Origin of the sequence: Microbacterium sp. HD4P20 (assembly GCF_019449275.2) — a bacterium.
Classification (GTDB): domain Bacteria; phylum Actinomycetota; class Actinomycetes; order Actinomycetales; family Microbacteriaceae; genus Microbacterium.
This window is the reverse complement of the sequence record NZ_JAHZQZ020000010.1, coordinates 40,430-61,862: the sequence shown is the minus strand read 5'-3', so window position 1 is coordinate 61,862 and position 21,433 is coordinate 40,430. Positions and strand designations below refer to the sequence as shown.

Genomic DNA, 21,433 nt, shown 5'->3' with positions numbered 1-21,433 from the left:
GCGATACTGTGCTGGTGGCACAGCTGACGATCGCCGACCTGCATGCCGACGCTGCGCGTCTGGGGATGCGATTGGCCGCAGGCCCCGGCGATGACCGGGCCGTCGAGCGCGTCGACCTGATCCCGATCACCCGCCTCGACACCGCGGCATCCGGAACGCTCGTGATCGTCTCGGACGAACAGCAGCCTGCCCCCTACCGCATGGACGTCGCCCTTCGGCAGGCCAGCGCGCGCGGCCTCGCCGGACTCGTGTTCGCGGTCGATCTGGCCCTGCCCGAGACGGCCCTCGCGTTGGCCGGCCGAGGCGCCGTGCCCGTCTTCGCCGCGCCGGGCGTCAAGCCCGCCGATCTCGCGAAGTCGATCGACCGCGTCCTCTCGGGCGGGGCGTCCGAGGCGATGATGCGCGGTGCGGACGCGATCGCGAGGGCGAGCGAAGCCGCATCCGGGGCCGACAGCACGCTCGATCAGATCCTGGCAGCCGGCAGCGCGGCTCTGGGCACAGAGCTCGCTCTCGTCGACGATCCCGCGGTGGCATGGTCAGCCGCCGACGCCGTGTGCGTCGGCGAGGTGCCGATCGGCCGCCTCGTCGCGCACACGCCGGACGCGGCCACGGCCGTCGCGCTGCCGGTCATCGCCTCCCTGCTCTCGCGCGTGGCGCAGCGGCAGAGTCGCGACCGGTACGCGCCCACCCAGTCCCGCGCGGATCTGCTGGTCGAACTGGTGCTCGCCGAGTCTCCGCGGGTCGAGGGATTCGTCGGGCAGGCGGCGCGCCTCGGTCTGCCGCTGCAGCTCTCGCACGCCGTGGCGTGGCTGTCGCCGGCGCGCCCGGCCGATCCGCTGGCACGGGCGCCCCGCAGCGTGCAGGCGACGCTCGAGCTGTTCGCCCTGCAACTCGTCGAGGCGCGCACCGAGATGTGGCACGTGGCGTTTCTGCAAGATGACATGTTGATCGTCAGCACCGAGGATCACGGAGCAGGCGATCACCAGCGCCGGGTGCGCGAGGTGGCCACCCGCATCCAGCAGCAGGCGCAGAATCTGGCTGGCCCGGGGTGGACGTACACCCTCGGGCTCGGCACTCCACAACTCGGCGCGATGGGGCTTCGGCAGTCCGCCGCCGAGGCGCGCGTCGCCGCCGAGTCGGCCATCGCCGCCGGTCGGCTCGGGGGTGTCGAGCTGACGGATGTCACGGGCCTTCGCCGCGTGCTGCTGTCGGTCTACGCCTCGCCGATCAGCCGGGATCTGCTCCAGGACATCCTGCGTCCGCTGGACTCGCTCGGCGCCGAGCGTGCCCTGACGGCGGTACGGACCCTGCTGTCATACCTGGCGCACAACGGTTCGCTGGCTCAGGCCGGCCGCGAGCTCGTGCTGCACTCGAACGGGGTCGGGTACCGGATGCGGCGCATCCGCGAACTGCTCGACATCGATCTGGACGACCCGGACGTTCGCTTCGCCGTGGAGCTCGCCTGCCGGGTACGCCTGCTGGGTTCTTCGTGACTCGGCCCTTCCCGCGCCGTCGCTAGGTGCGATCCAGTTCGGCGCGCACCTGTTCGTCGTGCTCGCCGAGCCCGGGCGCCCTGCCCAGCGCGACGGTGCCGTTCGTGCCGAGCGCGGAACGCGCGATCGAGACTCCGTCGTCCTCGGTGATGAGACCGAGGGATGCCGCGAGCTCGCCGTGCGCCGCCTCCTCCGGTGTGCGCACGCGCGCGGCGAGCACCCGGGCCGCCCGCAGACGCTCGACCACCTCGTCGACGACGAGCCCTGCGATGCGGGCGCCGAGGATCGCCTCCACCTCGTCCCGCTCCGCCACTCGCGCGCGGTTGTGTCGCCACCGCTCCGCGCCGAGGGTTGCTCCCAGCTCCAGCGCCTCGACCAGCCGCGCGAACATCGCGTCATTCGTCGCACCCATCACGACGTGTCCGTCGGCCGCCGCGAAGGCCCGGTAGGGGACGATCGACGGGTGCGAGCTGCCCCACGGCCGGGAAGCCGGCCCACCGGCCGAGGTCGCGGCGATGACCGTGCCGAGCGAGCTGATGGCTGTCGCGAAGAGCGAGAACTCCAGTCGGCGTCCTCGCCCGGTCCGCTCGCGCTCGAGCAACGCGGCGAGCACGCCGTTGATCATCGACATCCCCGTCGCGATGTCGACCATCGCGACGCCGGAGCGCACGGGGTCGGCGCCTTCGTAGCCGGTGACGTGCATCAGACCGGACTCGGCCTCGACCGTCACCGCCGTGCCGGGTTCCGCTGCCATCGGGCCGGTCTGCGAGAACCCGCTGATCGAGGCGTAGATGAGGCGCGGATTCCTCGCTCGCGTCCGGTCGGCGCCGATGCCCAGTCGATCGGCCACCCCCGGGCGGAAGCTCTCGACCACCACGTCGGCGGAATCGACGAGCCGGTCGGCCGTGACACGATCGTCCGGGTCGGCGAGGTCCAGCACGACAGAGCGCTTTCCGCGGTTGATCGCGTGGAAGTAGGCGCTCGCGCCGTGCACGAACGGCGGCCCCCAGTGCCGCGTCTCGTCGCCGATGCCGGGCTGCTCGACTTTGATCACGTCGGCGCCGAGCTCGGCCAGCGTCATGGTGGCGTAGGGACCGGCGAGCAGACGCGTGAAGTCGACCACCCGGATGCCACGCAGCGGCACGAAGGACATGACGCGACGCTACCGGTTCGCTTCGAGCACGGGGATGGTCGATGGCCACAGCGGAGCGGCGTGCCGGTGGGCCGCGCCGACAGAGCGCTCGGGCACCGTCGGCCATCCCAGAGACCGGAGCATCAGCGCAGGAAGACCCGCTCACCGCGGATCCACGTCTCGGCCACCCTGACCTGGGCGATCTGATCCTCCGGGACGGTGAAGACGTCACCCTCCAACACCGCGAAACTGGCGTCGAACCCCGGCGCCAGCATCCCGACGCCCTTCAGCGACGAGAGCAGCCGTGCTCGTCCTGTATAGAGCATCAGCGCCTGTGCGACGCCGATCGCGGCATCCGGACCGAAATCCACATCGTTGTAGGTGCGCCGGCGCACCGCGGCCTCGACCGAGAGCATCACGTCATCTGCTCCACTCCAGGCCGTGGCGGGGCGGTCCGACGACAGTGCCAGGGGCTCGAGCCCGGCATACAGCCGCGCGATCGGGTACGCGTCGGGCACCTGCTCGACCCGCAGTGCCTTCTCGTATCCGTCGTACTCCGCGAAGAAGAACACCGTGTGCGTCGCGATGCCGAAAGACATCCGCGCGGCGCGCAGCCGCTCGAGGTAGGCGTCGCTGACGATCGTGGCGTGCTCGATGCGCACCGACGGGATGTCGTCCAGCCAGGGCTCTGCGTCAGCGAAGAGGTCGACGACCCGATCCAGCGCCCGGTCGCCCATCGCATGAATCGCCAGCTGCACGCCGTTGCGGCGCGCCCATTCCCCCGCGGCCAGCACATCCTCGTCCGACACGAGCCGCAATCCGTGGTCGCAGGAACCCGGATACGGCTGGTGCACCCACGCCGTGCGGTTGGAGTACGCGCCGTCGAGCACGACCTTCACCCCGGCGACGTGGATGCGGCCTTCCCGGTCGCCGGGTGCGAGATCGGCGAGCGGATGCTGCGGGTCCCACCCGGGGTACAGAGCGACGGCCGTCCGCAGGCCCCGCGCGGCCGCGGCGCGGAACGTCACGAGCGGCTCGTCGATACGGGACGAGAGCAGGTCGCACACCGCGACGATCCCGCGCGAGGCCAGTTCGTCGCCGATTCCCGTGAGGGCGTCGATCTGCTGCTCCCGTGTGGGGGCCGGGATGAACGCCGTGACGGCCGCCACGGCGGCGATCTCGGTCAGCACACCGTTCGGCCGCCCGCTCTCGTCCCGCTCGAAGCGGGCACCATCCGGGTCCGGAGTCCGCGCCGAGAGTCCCGCCAGCTCGAGTGCTCGCGTGTTGCACACCGCCGAGTGGGCGTCGCAACGCCAGACCAGCACCGGCCGATCGGTGCTCACGCGGTCCAGATCGGCTGCCGTCGGCATGGCCCGCCCCGGGAACTTCGTGTCGTCGAAGCCCCTCCCGAGGATCCAGGCGTCCTTCTCGGTGACGGTCTGCGCGTGGGCACGCAACACCTCGACGAGGTCTCCGGCAGAGGTCACGAGCGGCGGAAAGCACTCGGCGGCGAAGGCGGTGCCGGCGATCAGCGCGGGGTGCGTATGGCTGTCGATGAGTCCGGGGAGGACTGTCCGCCCCCCGAGGTCGATGACCGATTCCCCCGTTGCCTCGACGGCATCGCCCACCCAGTCGATCACGCCGTCGACGACCCGGAATGCTGAGGCGAAGGCCGTCTCAGATTCCCCGGTGAAGACCTTCGCGTTCGTGAACAGCTGCTCGCCCATGCCGTTCACAGTCGCCGCCAGGTGAATCGACCACCGAGAAGCGTCGCCGCCACCGGCATCTCTCGCAGAGCGTCTCGATCGGTGTCGTACGGGTCGCGATCGACGATCACGAGGTCGGCGGGCTGGCCGACCTCGACGCGCGAGCGGGCGGATGCGGCCAGAGCGACGTCCAACGGCAGCCGCTGCTCGGGGTGCCACGCATCCCGGTCGCCCCGGCTGCGGGCCGTGGCAGCGGCCAGCGAGATCCAGGGGTCCAGCGGCGCCACCGGGGCATCCGATCCCAGCCGGAGCTCGGCACCCGCGCGGTGAAGCGACCCGAAGGCGAACGCACGCCCGGTGCGACCGGCCCAGTGGCGATCGGCGACGTCGCGGTCGTCCATCGCGTGTTCGGGCTGCACGCTGGCGATGAGCCCCAGCCGGGCGAAACGAGCGAAGTCGTCCTCGCGCACCAGTTGAGCGTGCTCGATCATGCCCGGCATGCCCAGGTCGGCGAACGTGTCGAGCACCTCGCTGTTGGCGCGGTCTCCGATGGCATGCACCGCCGCCTCGATGCCCGCGCCCCGCGCCCGCTCGAGAAGGCGCCGCAGCTCCGGGATCGCGACGCTCTCCACGCCGCACGCGTGCGGGTGGGCCGGATCCATCCCGGGATAGGGATGCCAGCACCAGGCCGTGCGCGTGTTCAGTGACCCGTCCACCACGACCTTGAGCCGGCCGAAGGCGATCAGGCCTCGTTCATCGAGACCGATGCCGCTGCGCAGCCCCGCCGCAATGGCCTGCTCGAGCCGGTCCGGCCACACCGCCACCTCGAGGCGCAGCGCGTCGAAGCCCCGCGCGCTGCGCTCAGTCCACTCCGTTGCATTGTCGGAGTTCTCGTACTCGACCACGCCGACGACACCCCGTGACGCGGCGGCATCGGCGGCCTCCCGGTACGCCGCGTCGGGAAGCTCGACAGACGCATCGAGCGACTGCAGGAGACTAATCCATGGCCCCTCCCGCAACAGCCCGGTCGCGTCGATCTGGATCCCCAGGCGCCCGGCCGCCGCTCGGTTGATCCACGCGCAATGCAGATCCCCGCTCACGAGGACGACCGGCACGTCACGGATCGCCGCGTCGAGCGATTCCAGCGAGGCCGGCTCGCGCCACAGGGCGTCGCGGAAGCCGTAGCCCATCAGCATCCCCGCGGTCAGCGGCCATCCCGCCGCCCGCGCCTGCACCGTCGCGGCGATGACGTCGGCGGCGCTGCGGGTTGCCGACAGGTCGATACGCCGACGCCGTATGACGTGCTGGGTGAAGTGGACGTGAGCATCCCACAGCCCTGGCCCCACCCATCGCCCTCCGCCGTCGACGACTTCGCCGGCGGCTTCCACCGCGCCAGTAGGCGCCACTCCGGCGATCACACCGGCCTGGATGCGGATGTCGACCGGCTCGCCGGCGCCGTAGGGACGGACGTTTCGCAGTGTCACGGGAGGCGTCGTCATGGAGTACCGATCAGCTGACAGGGACGGGCGACACCGCGAATCCGAACAGATCCTTCGGGTCGTCGGGAGCCGCGATGAGGTCGATGTCATGGGCCAGATCGGTCCCGGCGACGTCGCTACGAAGGTGCCGAAGCGCAGAGAAGTCCTCGATCGCGAAGCCGACCGAGTCGAAGACCGTGATCTGCTCGACCGCCGTGCGACCCGGCGCCAGACCGGCGAGCACCTCCCAGAACTCGGTCACGGGGAAGTCTGCGGGCACATTCTGGATCTCGCCTTCGATCCGGGTCTGGGGGGCGTACTCGACGAACACGGGCCCGCGCTCCAGGATCAGGGGATCCAGCTCGGTCTTGCCGGGGCAGTCGCCGCCGATGGTGTTGATGTGCATTCCCGGCACCACATCGGCATCCTTCAGCACCTGCGCGATCGCCTTGTCGGCCGTGCAGGTGGTGACGATGTCGGCACCGGCCGCCGCCTCGGATGCCGTGTCGCACACCGTGATGTCGAAACCGCGTGCGGCGAGGTTGCGCACGAACTTCGCCGTCGCCATGCGGTCCACATCGAAGACACGCAGGCGCGTGATCCCCATCACCGCCCGGAACGCGAGCGCCTGGAACTCGGCCTGGCTGCCGGCACCGATCATCGCCATGACCTGCGAGTCGGAACGGGCGAGATGCCGCGCCACCATCGCCGACGTGGCTGCGGTGCGCAGGGCGGTGAGCAGCGTCATCTCGGCCAGGAACACCGGATAGCCGTTGTGGACGTCGGCGAGCACGCCGAACGCCGTGACGGTCTGGAACCCTCGCGCGGGGTTGAACGGATGCCCGTTGACGTACTTGAACGCGTAGAGCTCGGCATCGCTGATGGGCATCAGCTCGATGACGCCGAACGGCGTATGGCTGGCCATCCGGTGGGTCTTGTCGAACGACCTCCAGCGGCGGAAGTCGTCCTCGATGGTGTCCGCCATCTCGGCCATGATGGTCTCCGCGCCACGGCGGCCGATCCACCGCACCGTGTCGGAGACGCCGACGAAGGCCGTCACGAGGCCGCCTCCGTGCGTTCGGCATCGCCGCGTAGGTCGTCGGGGATGGGTCTCATCGCTGCCTCCTAGGCCGAAAACGGGGGGATCTCGTAGCGGCGCGGTGTGCCGAACCGGTGGGCCGAGATCGAGACGGCCTGCTCGCGCAGGAAGGTCAGCATCTCGATCCTGCCGGCCGACAGCACCGGGCCGGTGTATATCGCGACCGCAGGGGATCCTCCGGTGCGGGCCGCGGTCTCGTCGGCGCTTCCCCCGACGAGCCGGATCCGGCCGCCGGTGGCGGCCAGGCGCGCGGCGCGGACGCTCCAGGCCGATCCGCCCTCCACGGCGACGTGGACGCCCGCAGAACGCAGCCACGACTGCACTGCCGGCGGCAGGTCTCGCGCCGTGCTCACCGTGAGCGTGGCCCCGCTTCGCAGACCGGCCGCCACCACGCGGATGGCCTCGACGTCGCTCCCCCGCTCCAGGCGGATCGTGACCGGGACGGGCTGGTAGCGCAGGGCGTTCTGCTCCATCTCGAGTCCGGTGACGTCGCGGACGACTCCGAACTCGTCGTGCCAGGCTGCCACGTCGGTGGACAGGGCGCCGGCGAGCCAGCCCAGGTCGGCTGCCGGCAGACCGGCGGCGGCGAGCACCGCACGGGACAGCTCGTCCGCCGGCGGGGATGCGGTCACTGGTGCGTCGTCCCAGTCGGACAGGCCGATGAGATAACTCGGCCCACCTGCCTTGGTGCCGGTGCCCACCGCCGCCTTCTTCCAGCCGCCGAACGGCTGCCGCTGCACGATGGCACCGGTCGTGCCCCGATTGACGTACAGATTGCCGGCCTGAACGGAGGCGAGCCACTGTGCGATCTCGTCATCGTCCAGCGAGTGCAGGCCGGACGTGAGCCCGTACTCGATGGCGTTGACCAGCGCCGTCGCTTCGGCGAGCGTCTTCGCGCTCATGATGCCGAGAACAGGCCCGAAATACTCGGTGAGATGGAACGGGCTCCCCGGCGCGACGCCGTCGCGGATGCCGGGACGCCAGAGCCTGCCCTCGTCGTCGAGCCGCTGCGGCTCGAGCACCCAGGATTCGCCCGGCTCCAGGCTCGTCAGGGCGTGCCGCAGCTTTCCGTCGGCCGGGCCGATGAGCGGCCCGATGCGGCTGGATCCGTCGCTCGGCTCACCGACCTGGTACGCGGTGACGGCATCGACGAGCTGGCGACGGAACCGGTCGCTCGTCGCGACGGTGCCGACGAGGATCACCAGCGAGGCGGCCGAGCACTTCTGGCCCGCGTGACCGAAGGCCGAGTACGCCACGTCCTTGGCCGCCAGGTCGAGGTCTGCGCTGGGAGTGACGATGATGGCGTTCTTGCCGCTCGTCTCGGCCAGCAGCGGAAGGTCCGGCCGGAAGCTGCGGAACAACTCGGCGGTCTCGTACCCGCCGGTGAGGATGACGCGTTCGACGGCCGGATCGCTCACGAGCTGCGCGCCCAGCTCCCGGCCTTCGAGCTGCACGTACTGCAGCACGTCGCGGGGGACACCCGCCTCCCACAGCGCCTCGACGAGAACGGCGCCGCAGCGACGGGCCTGGCGGGCGGGCTTGATGATGACCGGCGAGCCGGCGGCGAGAGCTGCCAAGGCGGAGCCGGCGGGGATGGCGACGGGGAAGTTCCACGGCGGGGTGACGACGGTCAGCCCGACGGGCCGGTGTGCGGCGCCTTCGATCGCCGCCATGTGCTTGGCGCTCTCGGCGTAATAGTGGGCGAAGTCCACGGCCTCGGAGACCTCCGGGTCGCCCTGCTCGAGCACCTTGCCTGCTTCGGACCCCATGACCTCGAGCAGGTCGGCGCGGCGCGCTTCGAGCACGTCGCCCGCTCGGTGGAGAATCGCGGCCCTGCCGTCGGCGCCGAGCGCCTGCCAAGCGTCGCCGGCGGACGTCGCGCGGGCGATGACCTCCCCCAGGCCGGCGGAGTCCGAGACGGTGTGCACCCTGACGGTCTCGAGTCCGAGCTCGGATGCCGACATCCGGGCGCGGATCGCGTCGCCCCAGCTGCGGTTGGCCGCCAGGCTCGGATCGGTGTCGGGTGTGTTGCGGAAGCCATCGAGCGGGGCGGGCGGCTGCGGACGACCGCGATCCTGCGTGCGGTTCGGTCCCGGTACGGCCGATGGCATGGCGGCGATGGAGGCGAGGAATCGATCGCGTTCGCGCTGGAAGAGCGCCGGGTCGGCGTCCAGATCGAACACGGCGGACATGAAGTTCTCGGCGGATGCCCCTTCCTCGAGACGACGGATCAGATAGGCGATCGCGACGTCGAACTCCGCAGGATGGACGACCGGCGTGTACAGCAGGAGCGCGCCGACCGTGCGCCGCACGACCGCCGCCTGGGCGGTCGCCATGCCGAGCAGCATCTCGAACTCGACCGCAGGGCTCGATCCGGTCGACGCGATGCCGCGGCGCGAGGCGAGGAGCCACGCGAGAGCGATGTCGAAGAGGTTGTGGCCCGCGACGCCGATGCGGACAGCGGCGACATGCTCCGGTCGCAGCGCGAAGTCGAGCACCGCCTTGTAGGAGGCATCCGAGGCTTCCTTGCTGTGCCACGTCGCCAGCGGCCAGTCGTGCAGCTCGGCGTCCACCCGCTCCATCGGCAGGTTCGCGCCCTTCACGACTCGCACCTTGATGGGGGCGCCACCGGCGGCGACCCTCGAGGCGGCCCACTCCTGCAGGCGGATCATGGCGCCGAGGGCATCGGGAAGGTAGGCCTGCAGGACGATGCCGGCCTCGAGCGTACGGAACTCCTCGCGATCCAGCAGCACGGTGAAGACGGCGATGGTGAGATCGAGGTCCTTGTACTCCTCCATGTCGAGGTTGATGAACTTCCGGTCCCGCAACGCGATCCGATAGAGCGGCGCGAGCGCCTCGACCGCGTGGCCCACGGCGTCGTCGAACGCCCAGGGGCTGTGCGGGGCGACCGTGGAGGAGACTTTGATCGATACGTAGTCCACGTCGGGACGCTCCAGGAGCCGTCGCGTGCCCGCCAGTCGTCGCGCCGCCTCTTCTTCGCCCAGAATGGCCTCACCCAGCAGGTTCAGGTTCAGCTTCACCCCGTCGGACGCCCGGATGCGCCGGATCGCCTTGCCCAGCTCGGCATCGGTGGCATCCACGATGAGGTGGCGGACCATGCGTCGCAGCACACGCCGGCTTGCCGGCACCACGATTCCGGGAAACAGGGGCGCCAAGGCTCCGCCGAGGCCGATGAGAGCGCGCAGCGGGGCGGGCAGGAATCTCGGGATCAGGGGGACCAGGCCGCGCAGGTTGCGGGCGGCAACCGTCGTATCCTCGGGGCGGACGACGCCGTCGATGAAGCCGACGGTGAAGTCGAGACCGCGCGGGTCGCTGAGGACTCCGGCGAGTCGCCGGGCTGCGGCGTCGATCGGCACCTGGCGGCTCTCCGCCAGCCAGCGCTGCACGAGGGAGACGGCTTCGTCGGCGAGCGCCGCGATCGGAGTGGTGTCGGTGGTGATCGGCTGTGTCATCGTGCTTCCTCACATGAGAGCGCGGCAAGACGGCACGCGCTGGGTTCAGTGTGAGGTCGCGCGACACTTCGCGAAAAGCGAGCGTTTACGATGGATACCGTTCGGGATTCTCGATGAAAGTGATCTGCGTGTTCGAACTGCGACGACTGCGCCTGCTGCATGAGCTGCTCCTGCGCGGCACCATCGCCGAAGTGGCGACCGCTCTCGCCTACAGTCCCTCGACGGTGTCGCAGCAACTGGCGCTGCTCGAACGTGAAGCGGGTGTCGCGCTGCTCGAGCCGGACGGACGCCGGGTGCGGCTCACCGCGCACGGCCGACTGCTCGCCGCGCACGCCGCGCGCGCCCTCGAGCTGGACGAAGCGGTCCGCGCCGAGCTCTCGGGGCTGCAGAGCGAGGCCGGTCCGGTGAAGATCGCCGTCATGCCGACCGCCGCCGAGGCGTTGCTCCCCCCGGCCCTGACACTGCTGGCACGACGACTGCCCGGGCTCCGCGTCGAGGCGGTGGAGATGGCACCGGAGGAGGGTCTGTTCGAGCTGAGGGCGCGCGGCTTCGATCTCGTCGTGGCCGAGCAGTACCCCGGCCACAGCCGCGAACTGCACGACGGCATGGACCGCGTGGTGCTGGGCGGTGATCCGATACGCCTCGCCCTGCCGCCCGGCGACGGGGCGCGGAGCCTCGCAGACCTTCGGGATCGGGCGTGGGTTCTCGAACCAGAGGGCGCCGCGGTTCGGCAATGGGCCGTGCAGCAATGTCGCGCCGCGGGTTTCGAGCCGGACGTGCGCTACGAGGCCACCGATCTGATCGCTCACGCGAGGCTCGTCGCGGCCGGCCATGCCGTCGCGATGCTGCCCGACCTGGTGTGGACGGGAGATCGCTCCACCGTGCGTCTGCTGGATCTGCCTGGAACGCCCGTGCGCGAGATCTTCGCGGCGACGCGCTCGTCGTCGCGCGACGCTGCCGCGATCGCGGCGGTGCTCGCCGCGCTCACCGAGGCTCTTCGCGCGCACCGTCCCCGCTGAACTCGCCGTCACGCCCACGTGATCTCTGCCGTCGTCACCACGACGTCGTCGGGGTCCACGCCGGTCACACGCGTGGTGTCCCCTGCCGTGCGGCCGAAGATGCGCAGCCCGCGGTCGACGAGGACCGGAGCGATCGCCCGGATGTCGAGTCGTCTCGCACGTCGCCCGGGCACATTCCTCCGTGCCGCGTCCATGAGCAGGATGCGGGTGAGCGGGCCGTGGACCAGCAGGTCGGGCAGCCCCTCCACCTCTCGCGCCCACGCGCGGTCGTAGTGGATGAGGTGCGTGTTGAACGTGAGTGCCGAGAACCGGAACAGCTGGCGAGCATCCAGCGTGACCTCCTCGCTCCACTCGGCGCCGGCTGCCGCAGCCGGGTCGGGCCGCGGCGGCCGGGCCGCGGCATCCGGATCTGCCGCCTCCAGGAACACGTCGTGCCACACGCTGCGGATCGCGACCTCTCCCCCGACGGCGAAGTCCCGCTCGATGTCGACGAACACCAGACGTCCGCGCGAGCCGTTCTTCTCGGCGACATCGCCGAGCGACGTCGTCTGCACCACGTCATCGCCCACGTGGACGGGTCTCAGAAACTCCGTGGTCTCTCCCGCGTACATCCGGCGAGGAAGGTCGATCGCCGGGATCACACCGTCGTGCGCCGGTGTGCCGTCGGGCCTCAGATCGGCCAGCGGCGCCGAGAACGGAAACAGCAGCCCCTCCCACGCAGGCGGCAGCTCGGCTCCCGCCGCGCGAACAGGTTCCGAAGCCGCGAACGTGCCGCGGTAGGCCTCGACGGCCGCCGGCGCGACGGGCTCGGTACGCACGACGCTCACGGCAGGGCTCCCGATTCTCGCAGTCGCGCGATCCGGTCGGCGTCATAGCCGGCGAGCTCGGTGAGCACCTGGTCGGCGTGCTCCGCGAAGCGATTGGCCGTGCGAGCGGCAACGGCGGGCGTCGCCGAGAGCTTGATGGGCTGTCCGAACATGCGCAGCTCACCCAGGGCGCCATAGTCGGCGGTGACGATCATCTCCCGTTCCGCCGTGCCCGGATCGTCGACGACCTCGCCGATGTTCTTCACCGCAGTCAGCGGCACGACATCTCCTGCCAGCGCCTCGAGCTCGGCCTTGGTGCGGCCGGCGAGCCAGCCGGCGACGATGGGGTGCACACGACGGCGGTAGATCTCGGGCTGGAACCGCTTGCGCATCGTGTCGATCTCGGGGTCGGCCTTGTGCTGCGGAGTGCCGAACAGATCACAGCTCGCGTTCCAGAGCTTGTCGGTGTAGGCGCCGAAGAACACCTGCCCGTCCGCGCAGTCGAACAGCTCGTACGGCCGCACCCACGCGTGCTCGTTGCCGGCAGGAGAGGCGACCGTGCCGGTGACGGTGTAGTCCACGACGGCGGTCTCGGTCAGCGCCAGGATGCTGTCGACCTGCGCGACGTCGACCAGCTGGCCCTCGCCGGTGGTTTCGGCGTGCCGCAGCGCGGCGAGCGTGCCCACGACGGCGAACAGCGTCGCCGAGAGGTCTCCGATCGTGACGCCCACGCGAACGGGCGGCTGGTCGGGGTACCCGTTCATCGACCACATCCCGCCCGCGGCCTGCGCGGTGTTGTCGAACGCGGGACGCCGGGACCGGGATCCGGTCTGGCCGTAGCCCGAGATGGCGGTGTACACCAGACGAGGGTTGACCTCGTGCAGCACGTCGAAACCGAGGCCCAGCTTCGCCATGGTGCCGGGACGGAAGTTCTCGACGAGGACGTCCGCCGCGCGGACGAGGTCCTTCAGGACCTCCTTGCCGTCTTCCGTCGCAAGGTCGAGGCCGAGGCCGAGCTTTCCGCGGTTGTACTGGGCGTAGTAGGCACTGAACTCCTCCTCGCCGTCGGTGAGGTACGGCGGGAAGCCGCGTGAGACATCGGGGTCGCGGGGGTTCTCGATCTTGATGACCGTGGCGCCCAGGTCTGCGAGCATCTGCGCCGCGTAGGGGCCGGCGAGCACGCGGGAGAGGTCGAGCACGGTGACGCCGCGAAGAGCTCCCGCGGCGGGAAGCGTGATGTCTGTCATGCGGATTCTGCCTCCTGTGCGCGCCGGGACATATCGGCTGCGGCGAGCGCGCGCGCCACGTTCGAGGGTGCGGGCACCCCGCGGATCCGGGAGAGCCATCGGGTGGTCGCCGCGAGAGCCGTGAGGTCGAGACCGGTCTCGATGCCGAGACCGTGCAGCATCCACACGAGATCCTCCGTGGCGAGGTTACCGGTGGCTCCCGCGGCGTACGGGCACCGGCCGAGTCCGCCGATCGCGGCATCGAACTCGGCGACGCCCAGGCGGAGGGCGGCGTGCACGTTGGCGAGCGACTGCCCGTAGGTGTCGTGGAGGTGCAGCGCGAGCGCAGTCACCGGCACGCCCGCGGACAGCGTCTCGGACACCAATCGGACGGTCAGCCCCGGCGTGCCGACCCCGATCGTGTCGCCGAGGGCGATCGTGCGTGCACCCGCGGCGTGCAGCTGCGCGGCGGCCGATGTCACGACGGCGGGGTCCACCGCCCCCTCCCAGGGGTCGCCGAAGGCCATCGAGACATAGCCGCGCACCGGGATGCCGGCCGCTGTCGCGGCGAGGATCACCTCGACCGCGCGGTCGAGCGCGCCGGCCATGGTGGTGTTGAGGTTGGCTTTCGCGAACGACTCCGAGGCGCTGACGACCACCGAGACCTCTCGGACGCCCGCATCGATGGCCCGCTGCAGTCCCTGCATATTGGGGACCAGGGCGACGGCTCTGGCTCCAGGCGGGACGTCGAGCTCGGCGACGAGCTCGGCGGCATCGGCCAGCTGAGGGATCCAGGTCGGCGGCACGAAGCTGGTCACCTCGAGGTCGCGGGTGCCCGCGGCGTAGAGCCGCTCGCACAGCTCCGCCTTCACGGCGGTCGGCACGATGTCGGACTCGGCCTGCAGTCCATCGCGCGGCCCCACCTCGAACACGGTCACGCGCGAGGGCAGTCCGGGCTCGGACTGGGTGCGGGGCGACGGCATGCGGGGCGTCATGGCGTGTGCTTCTCGTTGCGCAGCTCGGCGAGCACTTCGCGCGCGTACTCCACGCGGATGCGGCGCTCGGCGACGATGCGGGCCGCGACGGCGCCGACCTCGTCCACCGACGCGCCCGCGCTGGCGGCGACGGTGCGTGCGTGCAGGGTCATGTGCCCGCGCTGGATCCCCTCCGCGGCGAGCGCCCGGCACGCGGCGAGGTTCTGTGCCAGTCCGACCGAGGCGATGACGCCGGCCAGCTCCTGGGCGGTGCGCACCCCGAGCAGGGTCACGGCAGCCTGGGCGGTGGGGTGCGCGCGAGTGGCGCCGCCGACGAGGCCGACGGCGAGCGGCACCTCGAGCGTTCCGACGAGGTTGCCCTCGGCATCCTTCTCGAACTGCGACAGCGCGGCGTACCGGCCGTCGCGCGCGGCGTGCGAATGGCAGCCCGACTCGACCGCTCTGGTGTCGTTGCCGGTGGCGAGCACGACCGCGGTGATGCCGTTCATGATGCCCTTGTTGTGGGTGGCGGCGCGGTAGGGGTCCGCCTCGGCGAAGGCGGCCGCGGCGACGATGTCGTCGACGACCTGGGCGCCGCCGAGCAGCTCGCCGTCGAAGACCGCTCGTGCCCTGGTGATGCGCAGGTCGGCCTTGTTCGTCAGGATCCGCAGCAGCGTGCGCGAATGCGCGAGCTCGGCCACGCGCGGCGCGATCGCCTCGGCCATGGTGTTCACCGCATTGGCCCCCATCGCGTCGCGCACATCGACGTGCAGGTGGAGGATCACCTGAACGCCGGCGCGAGTGGGCAGAACGCGGACCGAGACGTCGAAGGCGCCGCCGCCCAGTGAGACGAGCGTCGGATCCTGCTCGTTGGCGAGGGCGATGAGCTCGTCTCGGGCCTCGAGCAGCGCGAACCTCGTGCCGTGCGGGTCGACGGCATCGAGCACTTGAATCTGTGCCACCATGACGTCGCCCGTGTACGAGGTGGAGAATCCGCCGTGGCTGCGGGCGATCCGCGCCGCGTTCGATGCTGCCGCGACCACGCTGGGCTCTTCCGTGGCCATCGGGATCAGTCGGTCGATCCCGTCGACCGTGAAGTTCGTGGCGATGCCGATCGGGATGCCGATCAGGCCCACGACGTTCTCGATCATGTGATCGGCGTGCGCGAGCGATAACCCGTCGCCGGGCAGGAGAGCCTGGAGCGCGGTCGGGTCGACGTCGGCGCTCTCGGCCACCATCGCAAGGCGCTCCTGCGGGGTGTGGTCGCGCAGACCCGGGATTCGGCTGTTCGTGGCCATCGGCCGCCTTCCGTCGCAAGCGGGGATCGTCCCGCGTCGATGACGACACTACGAGCGAAACCGACCGCCTTCGATGGATGCCTCACCCACCTTCTTCCTTGCAACATGTGCGTTTGATACATCAGCCTGGTCGAGAGCCCGCCCTAGACTCGCAGAACCCCGAGGAGGATGCTGCCGATGCCCTTTACCGACTCTGCCGACGTGCGGCTGTACTACGAGGTGTTCGGCTCCGAGGACCGCCCGGTGCTGGTCCTCGTGTCGGGTGGCGGTGCGCAGCTGCTCAGCTGGGACGAGGCGTTCATCTCACTTCTGACCGACGGAGGGCTCCGGGTCGTGCGGTTCGACAATCGCGACACCGGTCTCTCGCAGCGGTTCGGGAGCGAGGACGACCTCGACGGCGGATACCAGCTCTCCGACATGGCCGACGACATCCTGCGCATCCTCGACGACCTCGGGGTGGAATCGGCCCACGTCGCCGGTCACTCCATGGGTGGCATGATGGCGCAGATGGCAGCGATCCAGAACCCCGAGCGGGTGCGCAGCCTCGGCCTGCTATCGACGATCCCCGGACGCGACCCCCGCTACATCCTGCACGGCGAGCGTCCCGAGCTGCTGAGCGCGCCGGTGCGGGTGAGCCGCGAACAGGCCGTCGCCTTCGCCGAGGCCGCGGTGCTCGCCACGCCGCTGCGGCGCTACGACCCGCAGGCGGCGTGGCATCGCGAGCAGGCGGGCATCGCGTATGACCGCGGGTATGCGCCCGAGGGGTTCGCCCGGCAATGGGCCGCGCTCCTGCGCGCTCCCGAACGCGGTGAAGCGCTGCACAAGGTGACGGTGCCGACGGTGGTGTTCCACGGCCGCGAAGACGAGGTGCTGCACTGGAGCGCTGCCGTGGACATCGCCGATGCCATCGCGGGCGCCGAGCTGCAGATTCACGCCGACATGGGGCACTTGGTCCCGCATGAGCTGTGGCCGGAGCTGGCGGCCGCCCTGCTGCGAACCGCGCGCCGCGCCGACTCGCCACCCGAGTGGTGACGTCGCCCATCGGGAGGAAGCCGAGATGAAGCCCGAGGCCGAAGCGATCGCCGCGCTGCTGGACGCCGCCTTCTCGGGGGATCTTGTCGGGCCGACCGCGGTGAGCGATGCCCTTCAGCTGCTCGGAGCAGGAGAGCGCGCTGCCGGGGAGCTCGCCGAACGCGTGCACCGTTCGCAGCGGGAGCTGTCTCGCCTTCGCCGACGCGAGCACGAACTGTCCGCCCTCTTCTCGAGCGCGCGGGAGCTGGCCGAGCTGCGCGAGAGCGACGCTGTGCTGGCTCGGCTGGTGCAGCGTGCTCACGAGATGATGGGGGTCGATGTCGCGTACCTGTCCGAGTTCGACACCGATACCCGTGAACTGCGGGTGCGAGAGACCAGCGGTTCAGTGAGCGGAGCGTTCCAGGCGCTCCGGGTGCCGCCCGGGCGGGGTCTTGCCAGCGTCGTCGTCGAGACGCGCAGCCCGCAGTGGGTGGCGGACTACTCGGAGTACGCGCGCGAGCGGCACGACTCCGACATCGACGATGCCGTCTCGTCGGAGGGACTGGTGTCGCTGCTGGGCGTACCCATGGTCACGCATGACGATGTGCTCGGGGTGCTGTTCGTCGCGAACCGCGAGGTGAAGAGCTTCAGTCCCGACGAGGTCGCGCTGCTCTCGGCCGTCGCCGACCACGCGTCGGTGATTCTTCAGACGACGCAGACGCTGCGCGAGCTGCAGCGATCCGAAGAGGAGAGCCGGCGCAACCTCGAAAGCCTGACCGCCCACCTGTCGGAACGCGACCGGGCAAACTCCGTTCACCAAGAGCTCGTGCACGCGGTCCTCGCCGGCGGCGGGTTCGCCCCGGTGGCAGAGACGCTGGCGTCGGCGCTCGGTCGCGCCGTCGCCATCGTCGACGCGCAGGAGCAGCTGATCGCGGCGGCCGGCCTGCCGCTGCCGCCGGCGATGCTGGAGCCGGATGCCGCGGTGCGCGAGGCCACCGCCGACAGTCGCCGATCAGGCCATTGCGTACCTCTCCCCGGGCCGGGCGTCCGCGCGGTGGCGGCGCTGACCGCCGGCAGCCGTCACTTCGGGGCACTCCTGCTCGGCGAGGGCGATTTCGAGCTCGGGGCGGTGGATCTGCGCACCGTCGAGCGCGCCGCGCAGGTCGGGGCGCTGCTGGAGCTTCAGCAGGAGGCGGCATCGAGCGCCGACCACCGCATCCGCAGCGAGCTCATCGCCGATCTGCTCGACGATGTGCCCGAGCGCCGCGCCGATGTGGTGCGACGCGGCCGACGGCTGGGGGTCGACCTCGCCGCGCTGGAGGCGCTGCTGCTGCTGTCGGTTCCTGGCGATCAGCAGACAGCCGCGGCACGGGCGCTGAGCCGCCGGCTCGATGACGATGCGCTGGTCGGAGAGTACCGCGGCTACGTGGTCGCCGCGCTCGCCCGCGCACCCGACGAAGGCGACGTCGAGCGGCTCCGGGTGCACGTGTCGAGCTCGATCCGGCATCCCGTGTCGGCGGTCTTGCCGAGGGCGAACCCCAGTGGCCTGCCGGCGGCTTTCGAGGCGGCGATGCGCACGGCGCGCCTGCTGACGGCGCTGGAGATCGACGACCTCACGGCCCGGGTCGAGGACTTCCTGCCCTACTCGGCGATTCTCGACAGTGACGCCCACGCGCTCAGTGCCTTCCTTCGTGAGACGATCGGCGCGGTCCGGCAGTATGACGCCGAGCGCAATGCCGATCTGCTCGGGACTCTGCGCGCGTTCGTGCGCAACAACGCCAGCCCGACCCGGACGGCACGCGCGCTCAACTTCCACACCAACACGATCCTGCAGCGCCTGGACCGCCTCGACCACGTCCTAGGCCCCTCGTGGCGCGAAGATGAGCGGATGTTCCGGCTGAGCATCGCGGTGCGACTGGACGAGCTGCGCGAACGCCTGCAGACGCGGCGCTGAGGCTGCGCGCCCGGCCCCGCCCCCCGCGGTCAGACGGCACCCGCCGGTGAGGGTGCGGCGAACGGAATCAGTATGGATCCATCACCCATACGAGGCCCGCGCAGCTGTGGCCGATGCACGCCGCCGCCGTCGCGCGAATGCGGTGGAATGGCAGTGCGGGCTCACGAGAGGGAAGGACCGGACGCATGACAGATCGCACGTCGCTGCTCGCCGTGGACGATATGCGTGCTCTCGACCTTGCGCAGATCCGCTCGGCGCTGGGCGAGGCGACCCCCGCTGCCTACGCGAAGATCACCGACCACCTCGACGAGAACTGCCTCAGATTCCTCGCGCACTCCCCGTTCTGCTGCCTCTCGACGTCGGACGCGTCCGGTGCCTGCGACTGCTCGCCGCGCGGCGACTACCCGGGGTTCGTGCGGCCCCTCGACAGCCGCACGATCGCGATCCCCGACCGACTCGGCAACAAGCTCGCTGACTCGATGCAGAACATCGTGTCCAACGGCCACGTCGGACTCCTGTGCTTCGTCCCGGGCATGAGCGAGACGCTGCGCATCAACGGCAGCGCGTTCATCACCGATGACCCGGGCCTGCTGTCGATGCTCGAGCAGGACCATTCGATCCCCGACCTCGCGATCGTGGTGCGCACCGAGCAGGTGTACCTCCACTGCGGACGCGCACTCCTGCGGGCCGGTCTCTGGGACCCCGAAATGCAGGATCTGGCCGCAGAGGTTCCTCACGCCGGCCAGATCTGGGCGAGCACGTCCGGCCTGGACGAGCAGGTGGGCGAGCTGATCGATCAGAACGTTCGACTCGGCTATCGAGAGCTCTACTGAATGCACAGCCGGCAAGGGATGCTGCCGCTCGTGGTGCGTGAGCTGACAGCCCAGACCCCGACGATCGTCAGCATCCGCCTCGAGAGCGAGCGCCGCGAACCGCTTCCGCCGTGGGAGCCTGGCGCCCACATCGACGTGCAGCTGCTCACTCGGCACGAGCGACAGTACTCCCTGTGCGGCGACCCGCACGATGACCGCAGCTACCGCATCGCCGTCCTTCGCGAAGAGCTCTCACGCGGCGCGTCGCACTACATCCACTCGTTCCTCCGGGTCGGCGCGCGCGTGTACGCCAGGCCCCCGCGCAACCTGTTCCCCCTCGCCGGCGCTGCGTCCTACCTCCTGATCGCGGCCGGCATCGGCATCACCCCGATCCTCGCGATGGCGCGTCACCTGGCTTCTCGCGGCGAAGACTGGCGGCTGGTATACCTCGTGCGCCGCAGCGAAGACGTCGCGTTCGCCACGGAACTCGCAGCCCTCGGAGAGGGCGTGCGAATCCACGCGAGCAGCGAGGAGGGGCGGCTGGACACCGCTGAGCTCTTGACCGCCGTCCGTCCCGGCACCGATGTCTATGCGTGCGGGCCCCAACGCCTGCTCGACTCGCTGGACGATCACGCCGTTCTGCTGCCGTCGGATTCCACGCTGCGCACCGAGAGGTTCGAACCCGTGCGGAAGGACTTCCTCCCCGACACGCCGTTCACCGTGACCTGCGCTCGCTCCGAGAAGACGGTGGAGGTTCCCACCGATTCCACGCTGCTCCTCGCTCTGGCGAAGGCCGATATCGAAGTGCCGGCCTCCTGTCTGCGGGGCGTATGCGGAACCTGCGCCGTCCCGCTTCTCGGGGGGCGCGCGGAGCACCGGGACTCGCTCGGCACCGACGATGGGTCGGGACTCATCTATCCCTGCGTCTCGCGTGCCATCGACACGACGCTCACGCTCGACGTGTGATGTTCGCCTCGCAGGCTCAGTGAGGGGAGCTCAGGCGGGGGCATCCGCGAGTCTCATGGTCGCTCCGGCACGCGCCGCGAGCGCGGTCGCGGTGCGAGCGATCGTCTGGCGCATCACTTCGACCGCGGCCGACGGCGCCATGTCGGCCATGCGCGCGATGCTGATCGTGCGGGTGAGAGTGGGCTCCGTCAGCCGCACCGACCGCAGGCCGGGCCGATCGATGAGCACCATCGCGGGGACGATCGCCACACCGATCCCCCGCTCGACGAACCGCAGGACGGCGTCCATCTCCGCGCCCTCGATGACGGTCTCGGGCGTGAGCCCGGCAGCGCGGAAGGCGGCATCGGTCGTGCGCCGCAGGTCGTAGGTCGAGCTGAAGACGATCTGCGGCAACCGAGCGACCTGCTTCAGCCGCATGGCATCACCAGACGTCACCGGCGCGGCAGTGCTCGACGAGACGACGACGAGCTCTTCCACGAGCAGCGGCTCCACGACGAAGCGATCGACGGATGCCCCGCCCGACGTCGTGATCAGGGCCAGGTCGAGCTCGCCGCCGGCCAGCTCCTCGAGCAGGCGACGCGATCCCTGCTCGGACAGGTGCAGGTCGATCCCCGGGTAGGCGGAGTGGAATGCGCTGAGAGCCTCGGCGACGAGGCTGACGCACAGCGTGGGCGTCGCACCGAGGCGTACTCGCCCGCGCTCCAGGCCCGCGATCTCGGCGAGCTCGCGGCGCACGGATTCCGCATCGGCGAGCATGCGGCGCGCCAGGGGCAGGAGTGACTCGCCGGCGGGGGTCAGTGTGCTGCCGCCACGCGCACGATGCAGCAGCGCGGCCCCCAAGTCGTGTTCCAGCGCCGAGATCTGGCGGCTCAAGGACGGCTGCGCCAGATGCAGCTGCTCTGCCGCGCGCGTGAAGTTGCCGAGGTCGGCCACGGTGACGAAGCTCTGCAGCTGCTCGAGGTTCACATCGATAGCCTATTCGCATC

General features: G+C 70.6%; 16 protein-coding genes. 6 read left to right on the top strand and 10 right to left on the bottom strand.

The features are described from left to right. Nucleotides 1-14: 14 nt before the first annotated feature. A complete protein-coding gene (locus tag K0817_RS02480; protein WP_219979780.1) occupies nt 15-1,493 on the top strand; it encodes a PucR family transcriptional regulator in 1,479 nt (492 codons plus the stop codon). A gap of 22 nt (nt 1,494-1,515) precedes the next feature. On the opposite strand, the gene K0817_RS02475 is transcribed toward K0817_RS02480, so the two are convergent. The 5 genes from K0817_RS02475 to K0817_RS02455 all read right to left on the bottom strand — a co-directional run bounded on the left by K0817_RS02475 (nt 1,516) and on the right by K0817_RS02455 (nt 10,381). Next, nucleotides 1,516-2,646 carry a CaiB/BaiF CoA-transferase family protein gene (locus tag K0817_RS02475; protein ID WP_219979779.1) on the bottom strand — a complete coding sequence of 377 codons (1,131 nt, stop codon included), beginning with the start codon at nt 2,644-2,646 and terminating at the stop codon, nt 1,516-1,518. A 122-nt stretch (nt 2,647-2,768) separates the two neighbouring features. Continuing rightward, complete coding sequence (locus K0817_RS02470; protein WP_219979778.1) at nt 2,769-4,352, bottom strand: amidohydrolase; 1,584 nt, start codon at nt 4,350-4,352, stop codon at nt 2,769-2,771. Nucleotides 4,353-4,357: 5 nt separating this feature from the next. Next, the gene (locus K0817_RS02465; RefSeq protein ID WP_219979777.1) at nt 4,358-5,830 is read right to left on the bottom strand and encodes an amidohydrolase; all 1,473 of its coding nucleotides are present in this window, start codon (nt 5,828-5,830) and stop codon (nt 4,358-4,360) included. Between the two features lie 10 nt (nt 5,831-5,840). Further along, a complete protein-coding gene (locus tag K0817_RS02460; RefSeq protein WP_219979776.1) occupies nt 5,841-6,869 on the bottom strand; it encodes an ornithine cyclodeaminase in 1,029 nt (342 codons plus the stop codon). Between the two features lie 65 nt (nt 6,870-6,934). Next, nucleotides 6,935-10,381 (bottom strand): bifunctional proline dehydrogenase/L-glutamate gamma-semialdehyde dehydrogenase, encoded by a 3,447-nt coding sequence (locus tag K0817_RS02455; protein ID WP_219979775.1) that lies wholly within the window; start codon nt 10,379-10,381, stop codon nt 6,935-6,937. Between the two features lie 128 nt (nt 10,382-10,509). Here K0817_RS02455 and K0817_RS02450 point away from each other — a divergent pair, with 128 nt between their 5' ends. After that, on the top strand, nt 10,510-11,400 hold the full coding sequence (locus K0817_RS02450) for a LysR family transcriptional regulator (RefSeq protein WP_219979904.1): 891 nt from the start codon (nt 10,510-10,512) through the stop codon (nt 11,398-11,400). Nucleotides 11,401-11,408: 8 nt separating this feature from the next. On the opposite strand, the gene K0817_RS02445 is transcribed toward K0817_RS02450, so the two are convergent. The 4 genes from K0817_RS02445 to K0817_RS02430 are packed head-to-tail and all read right to left on the bottom strand — an operon-like array spanning nt 11,409 to nt 15,704. Beyond that, nucleotides 11,409-12,227, bottom strand: a complete 819-nt coding sequence (locus tag K0817_RS02445; RefSeq protein ID WP_219979774.1) for a MaoC family dehydratase N-terminal domain-containing protein — start codon at nt 12,225-12,227, stop codon at nt 11,409-11,411. After that, entirely contained in the window at nt 12,224-13,453 is a 1,230-nt protein-coding gene (locus K0817_RS02440; RefSeq protein ID WP_219979773.1) for a CaiB/BaiF CoA-transferase family protein, read from the bottom strand. Before K0817_RS02440 ends, K0817_RS02445 begins: the two co-directional genes overlap by 4 nt. Further along, on the bottom strand, nt 13,450-14,427 hold the full coding sequence (locus K0817_RS02435) for a hydroxymethylglutaryl-CoA lyase (RefSeq protein ID WP_253735131.1): 978 nt from the start codon (nt 14,425-14,427) through the stop codon (nt 13,450-13,452). Before K0817_RS02435 ends, K0817_RS02440 begins: the two co-directional genes overlap by 4 nt. Then, complete coding sequence (locus K0817_RS02430; RefSeq protein WP_219979772.1) at nt 14,424-15,704, bottom strand: hydroxymethylglutaryl-CoA reductase, degradative; 1,281 nt, start codon at nt 15,702-15,704, stop codon at nt 14,424-14,426. Before K0817_RS02430 ends, K0817_RS02435 begins: the two co-directional genes overlap by 4 nt. A gap of 177 nt (nt 15,705-15,881) precedes the next feature. Between K0817_RS02430 and K0817_RS02425 the strand changes: the two genes are divergently transcribed. From K0817_RS02425 to K0817_RS02410, 4 genes are all read left to right on the top strand, one after another. Beyond that, nucleotides 15,882-16,736: an alpha/beta fold hydrolase gene (locus K0817_RS02425; RefSeq protein WP_219979771.1), complete on the top strand. Its 855-nt coding sequence runs from the start codon at nt 15,882-15,884 to the stop codon at nt 16,734-16,736. 25 nt (nt 16,737-16,761) lie between these two features. Next, the gene (locus K0817_RS02420; protein ID WP_219979770.1) at nt 16,762-18,669 is read left to right on the top strand and encodes a GAF domain-containing protein; all 1,908 of its coding nucleotides are present in this window, start codon (nt 16,762-16,764) and stop codon (nt 18,667-18,669) included. 185 nt (nt 18,670-18,854) lie between these two features. Next, complete coding sequence (locus K0817_RS02415) at nt 18,855-19,502, top strand: MSMEG_1061 family FMN-dependent PPOX-type flavoprotein (protein ID WP_219979769.1); 648 nt, start codon at nt 18,855-18,857, stop codon at nt 19,500-19,502. Beyond that, complete coding sequence (locus K0817_RS02410) at nt 19,503-20,447, top strand: PDR/VanB family oxidoreductase (RefSeq protein WP_219979768.1); 945 nt, start codon at nt 19,503-19,505, stop codon at nt 20,445-20,447. A 30-nt stretch (nt 20,448-20,477) separates the two neighbouring features. On the opposite strand, the gene K0817_RS02405 is transcribed toward K0817_RS02410, so the two are convergent. Continuing rightward, on the bottom strand, nt 20,478-21,413 hold the full coding sequence (locus K0817_RS02405) for a LysR family transcriptional regulator (RefSeq protein WP_219979767.1): 936 nt from the start codon (nt 21,411-21,413) through the stop codon (nt 20,478-20,480). Nucleotides 21,414-21,433 lie beyond the last annotated feature (20 nt).

What these genes read in the sequence shown, in the direction of transcription:
- K0817_RS02475 (WP_219979779.1), bottom strand. Translation starts at nt 2,646, where the DNA reads ATGTCCTTCGTGCCGCTGCGTGGCATCCGGGTGGTCGACTTCACGCGT.
- K0817_RS02470 (WP_219979778.1), bottom strand. Translation starts at nt 4,352, where the DNA reads ATGGGCGAGCAGCTGTTCACGAACGCGAAGGTCTTCACCGGGGAATCT.
- K0817_RS02465 (WP_219979777.1), bottom strand. Translation starts at nt 5,830, where the DNA reads ATGACGACGCCTCCCGTGACACTGCGAAACGTCCGTCCCTACGGCGCC.
- K0817_RS02455 (WP_219979775.1), bottom strand. Translation starts at nt 10,381, where the DNA reads ATGACACAGCCGATCACCACCGACACCACTCCGATCGCGGCGCTCGCC.
- K0817_RS02440 (WP_219979773.1), bottom strand. Translation starts at nt 13,453, where the DNA reads ATGACAGACATCACGCTTCCCGCCGCGGGAGCTCTTCGCGGCGTCACC.
- K0817_RS02435 (WP_253735131.1), bottom strand. Translation starts at nt 14,427, where the DNA reads ATGACGCCCCGCATGCCGTCGCCCCGCACCCAGTCCGAGCCCGGACTG.
- K0817_RS02430 (WP_219979772.1), bottom strand. Translation starts at nt 15,704, where the DNA reads ATGGCCACGAACAGCCGAATCCCGGGTCTGCGCGACCACACCCCGCAG.
- K0817_RS02425 (WP_219979771.1), top strand. Translation starts at nt 15,882, where the DNA reads ATGCCCTTTACCGACTCTGCCGACGTGCGGCTGTACTACGAGGTGTTC.
- K0817_RS02420 (WP_219979770.1), top strand. Translation starts at nt 16,762, where the DNA reads ATGAAGCCCGAGGCCGAAGCGATCGCCGCGCTGCTGGACGCCGCCTTC.
- K0817_RS02415 (WP_219979769.1), top strand. Translation starts at nt 18,855, where the DNA reads ATGACAGATCGCACGTCGCTGCTCGCCGTGGACGATATGCGTGCTCTC.
- K0817_RS02410 (WP_219979768.1), top strand. Translation starts at nt 19,503, where the DNA reads ATGCACAGCCGGCAAGGGATGCTGCCGCTCGTGGTGCGTGAGCTGACA.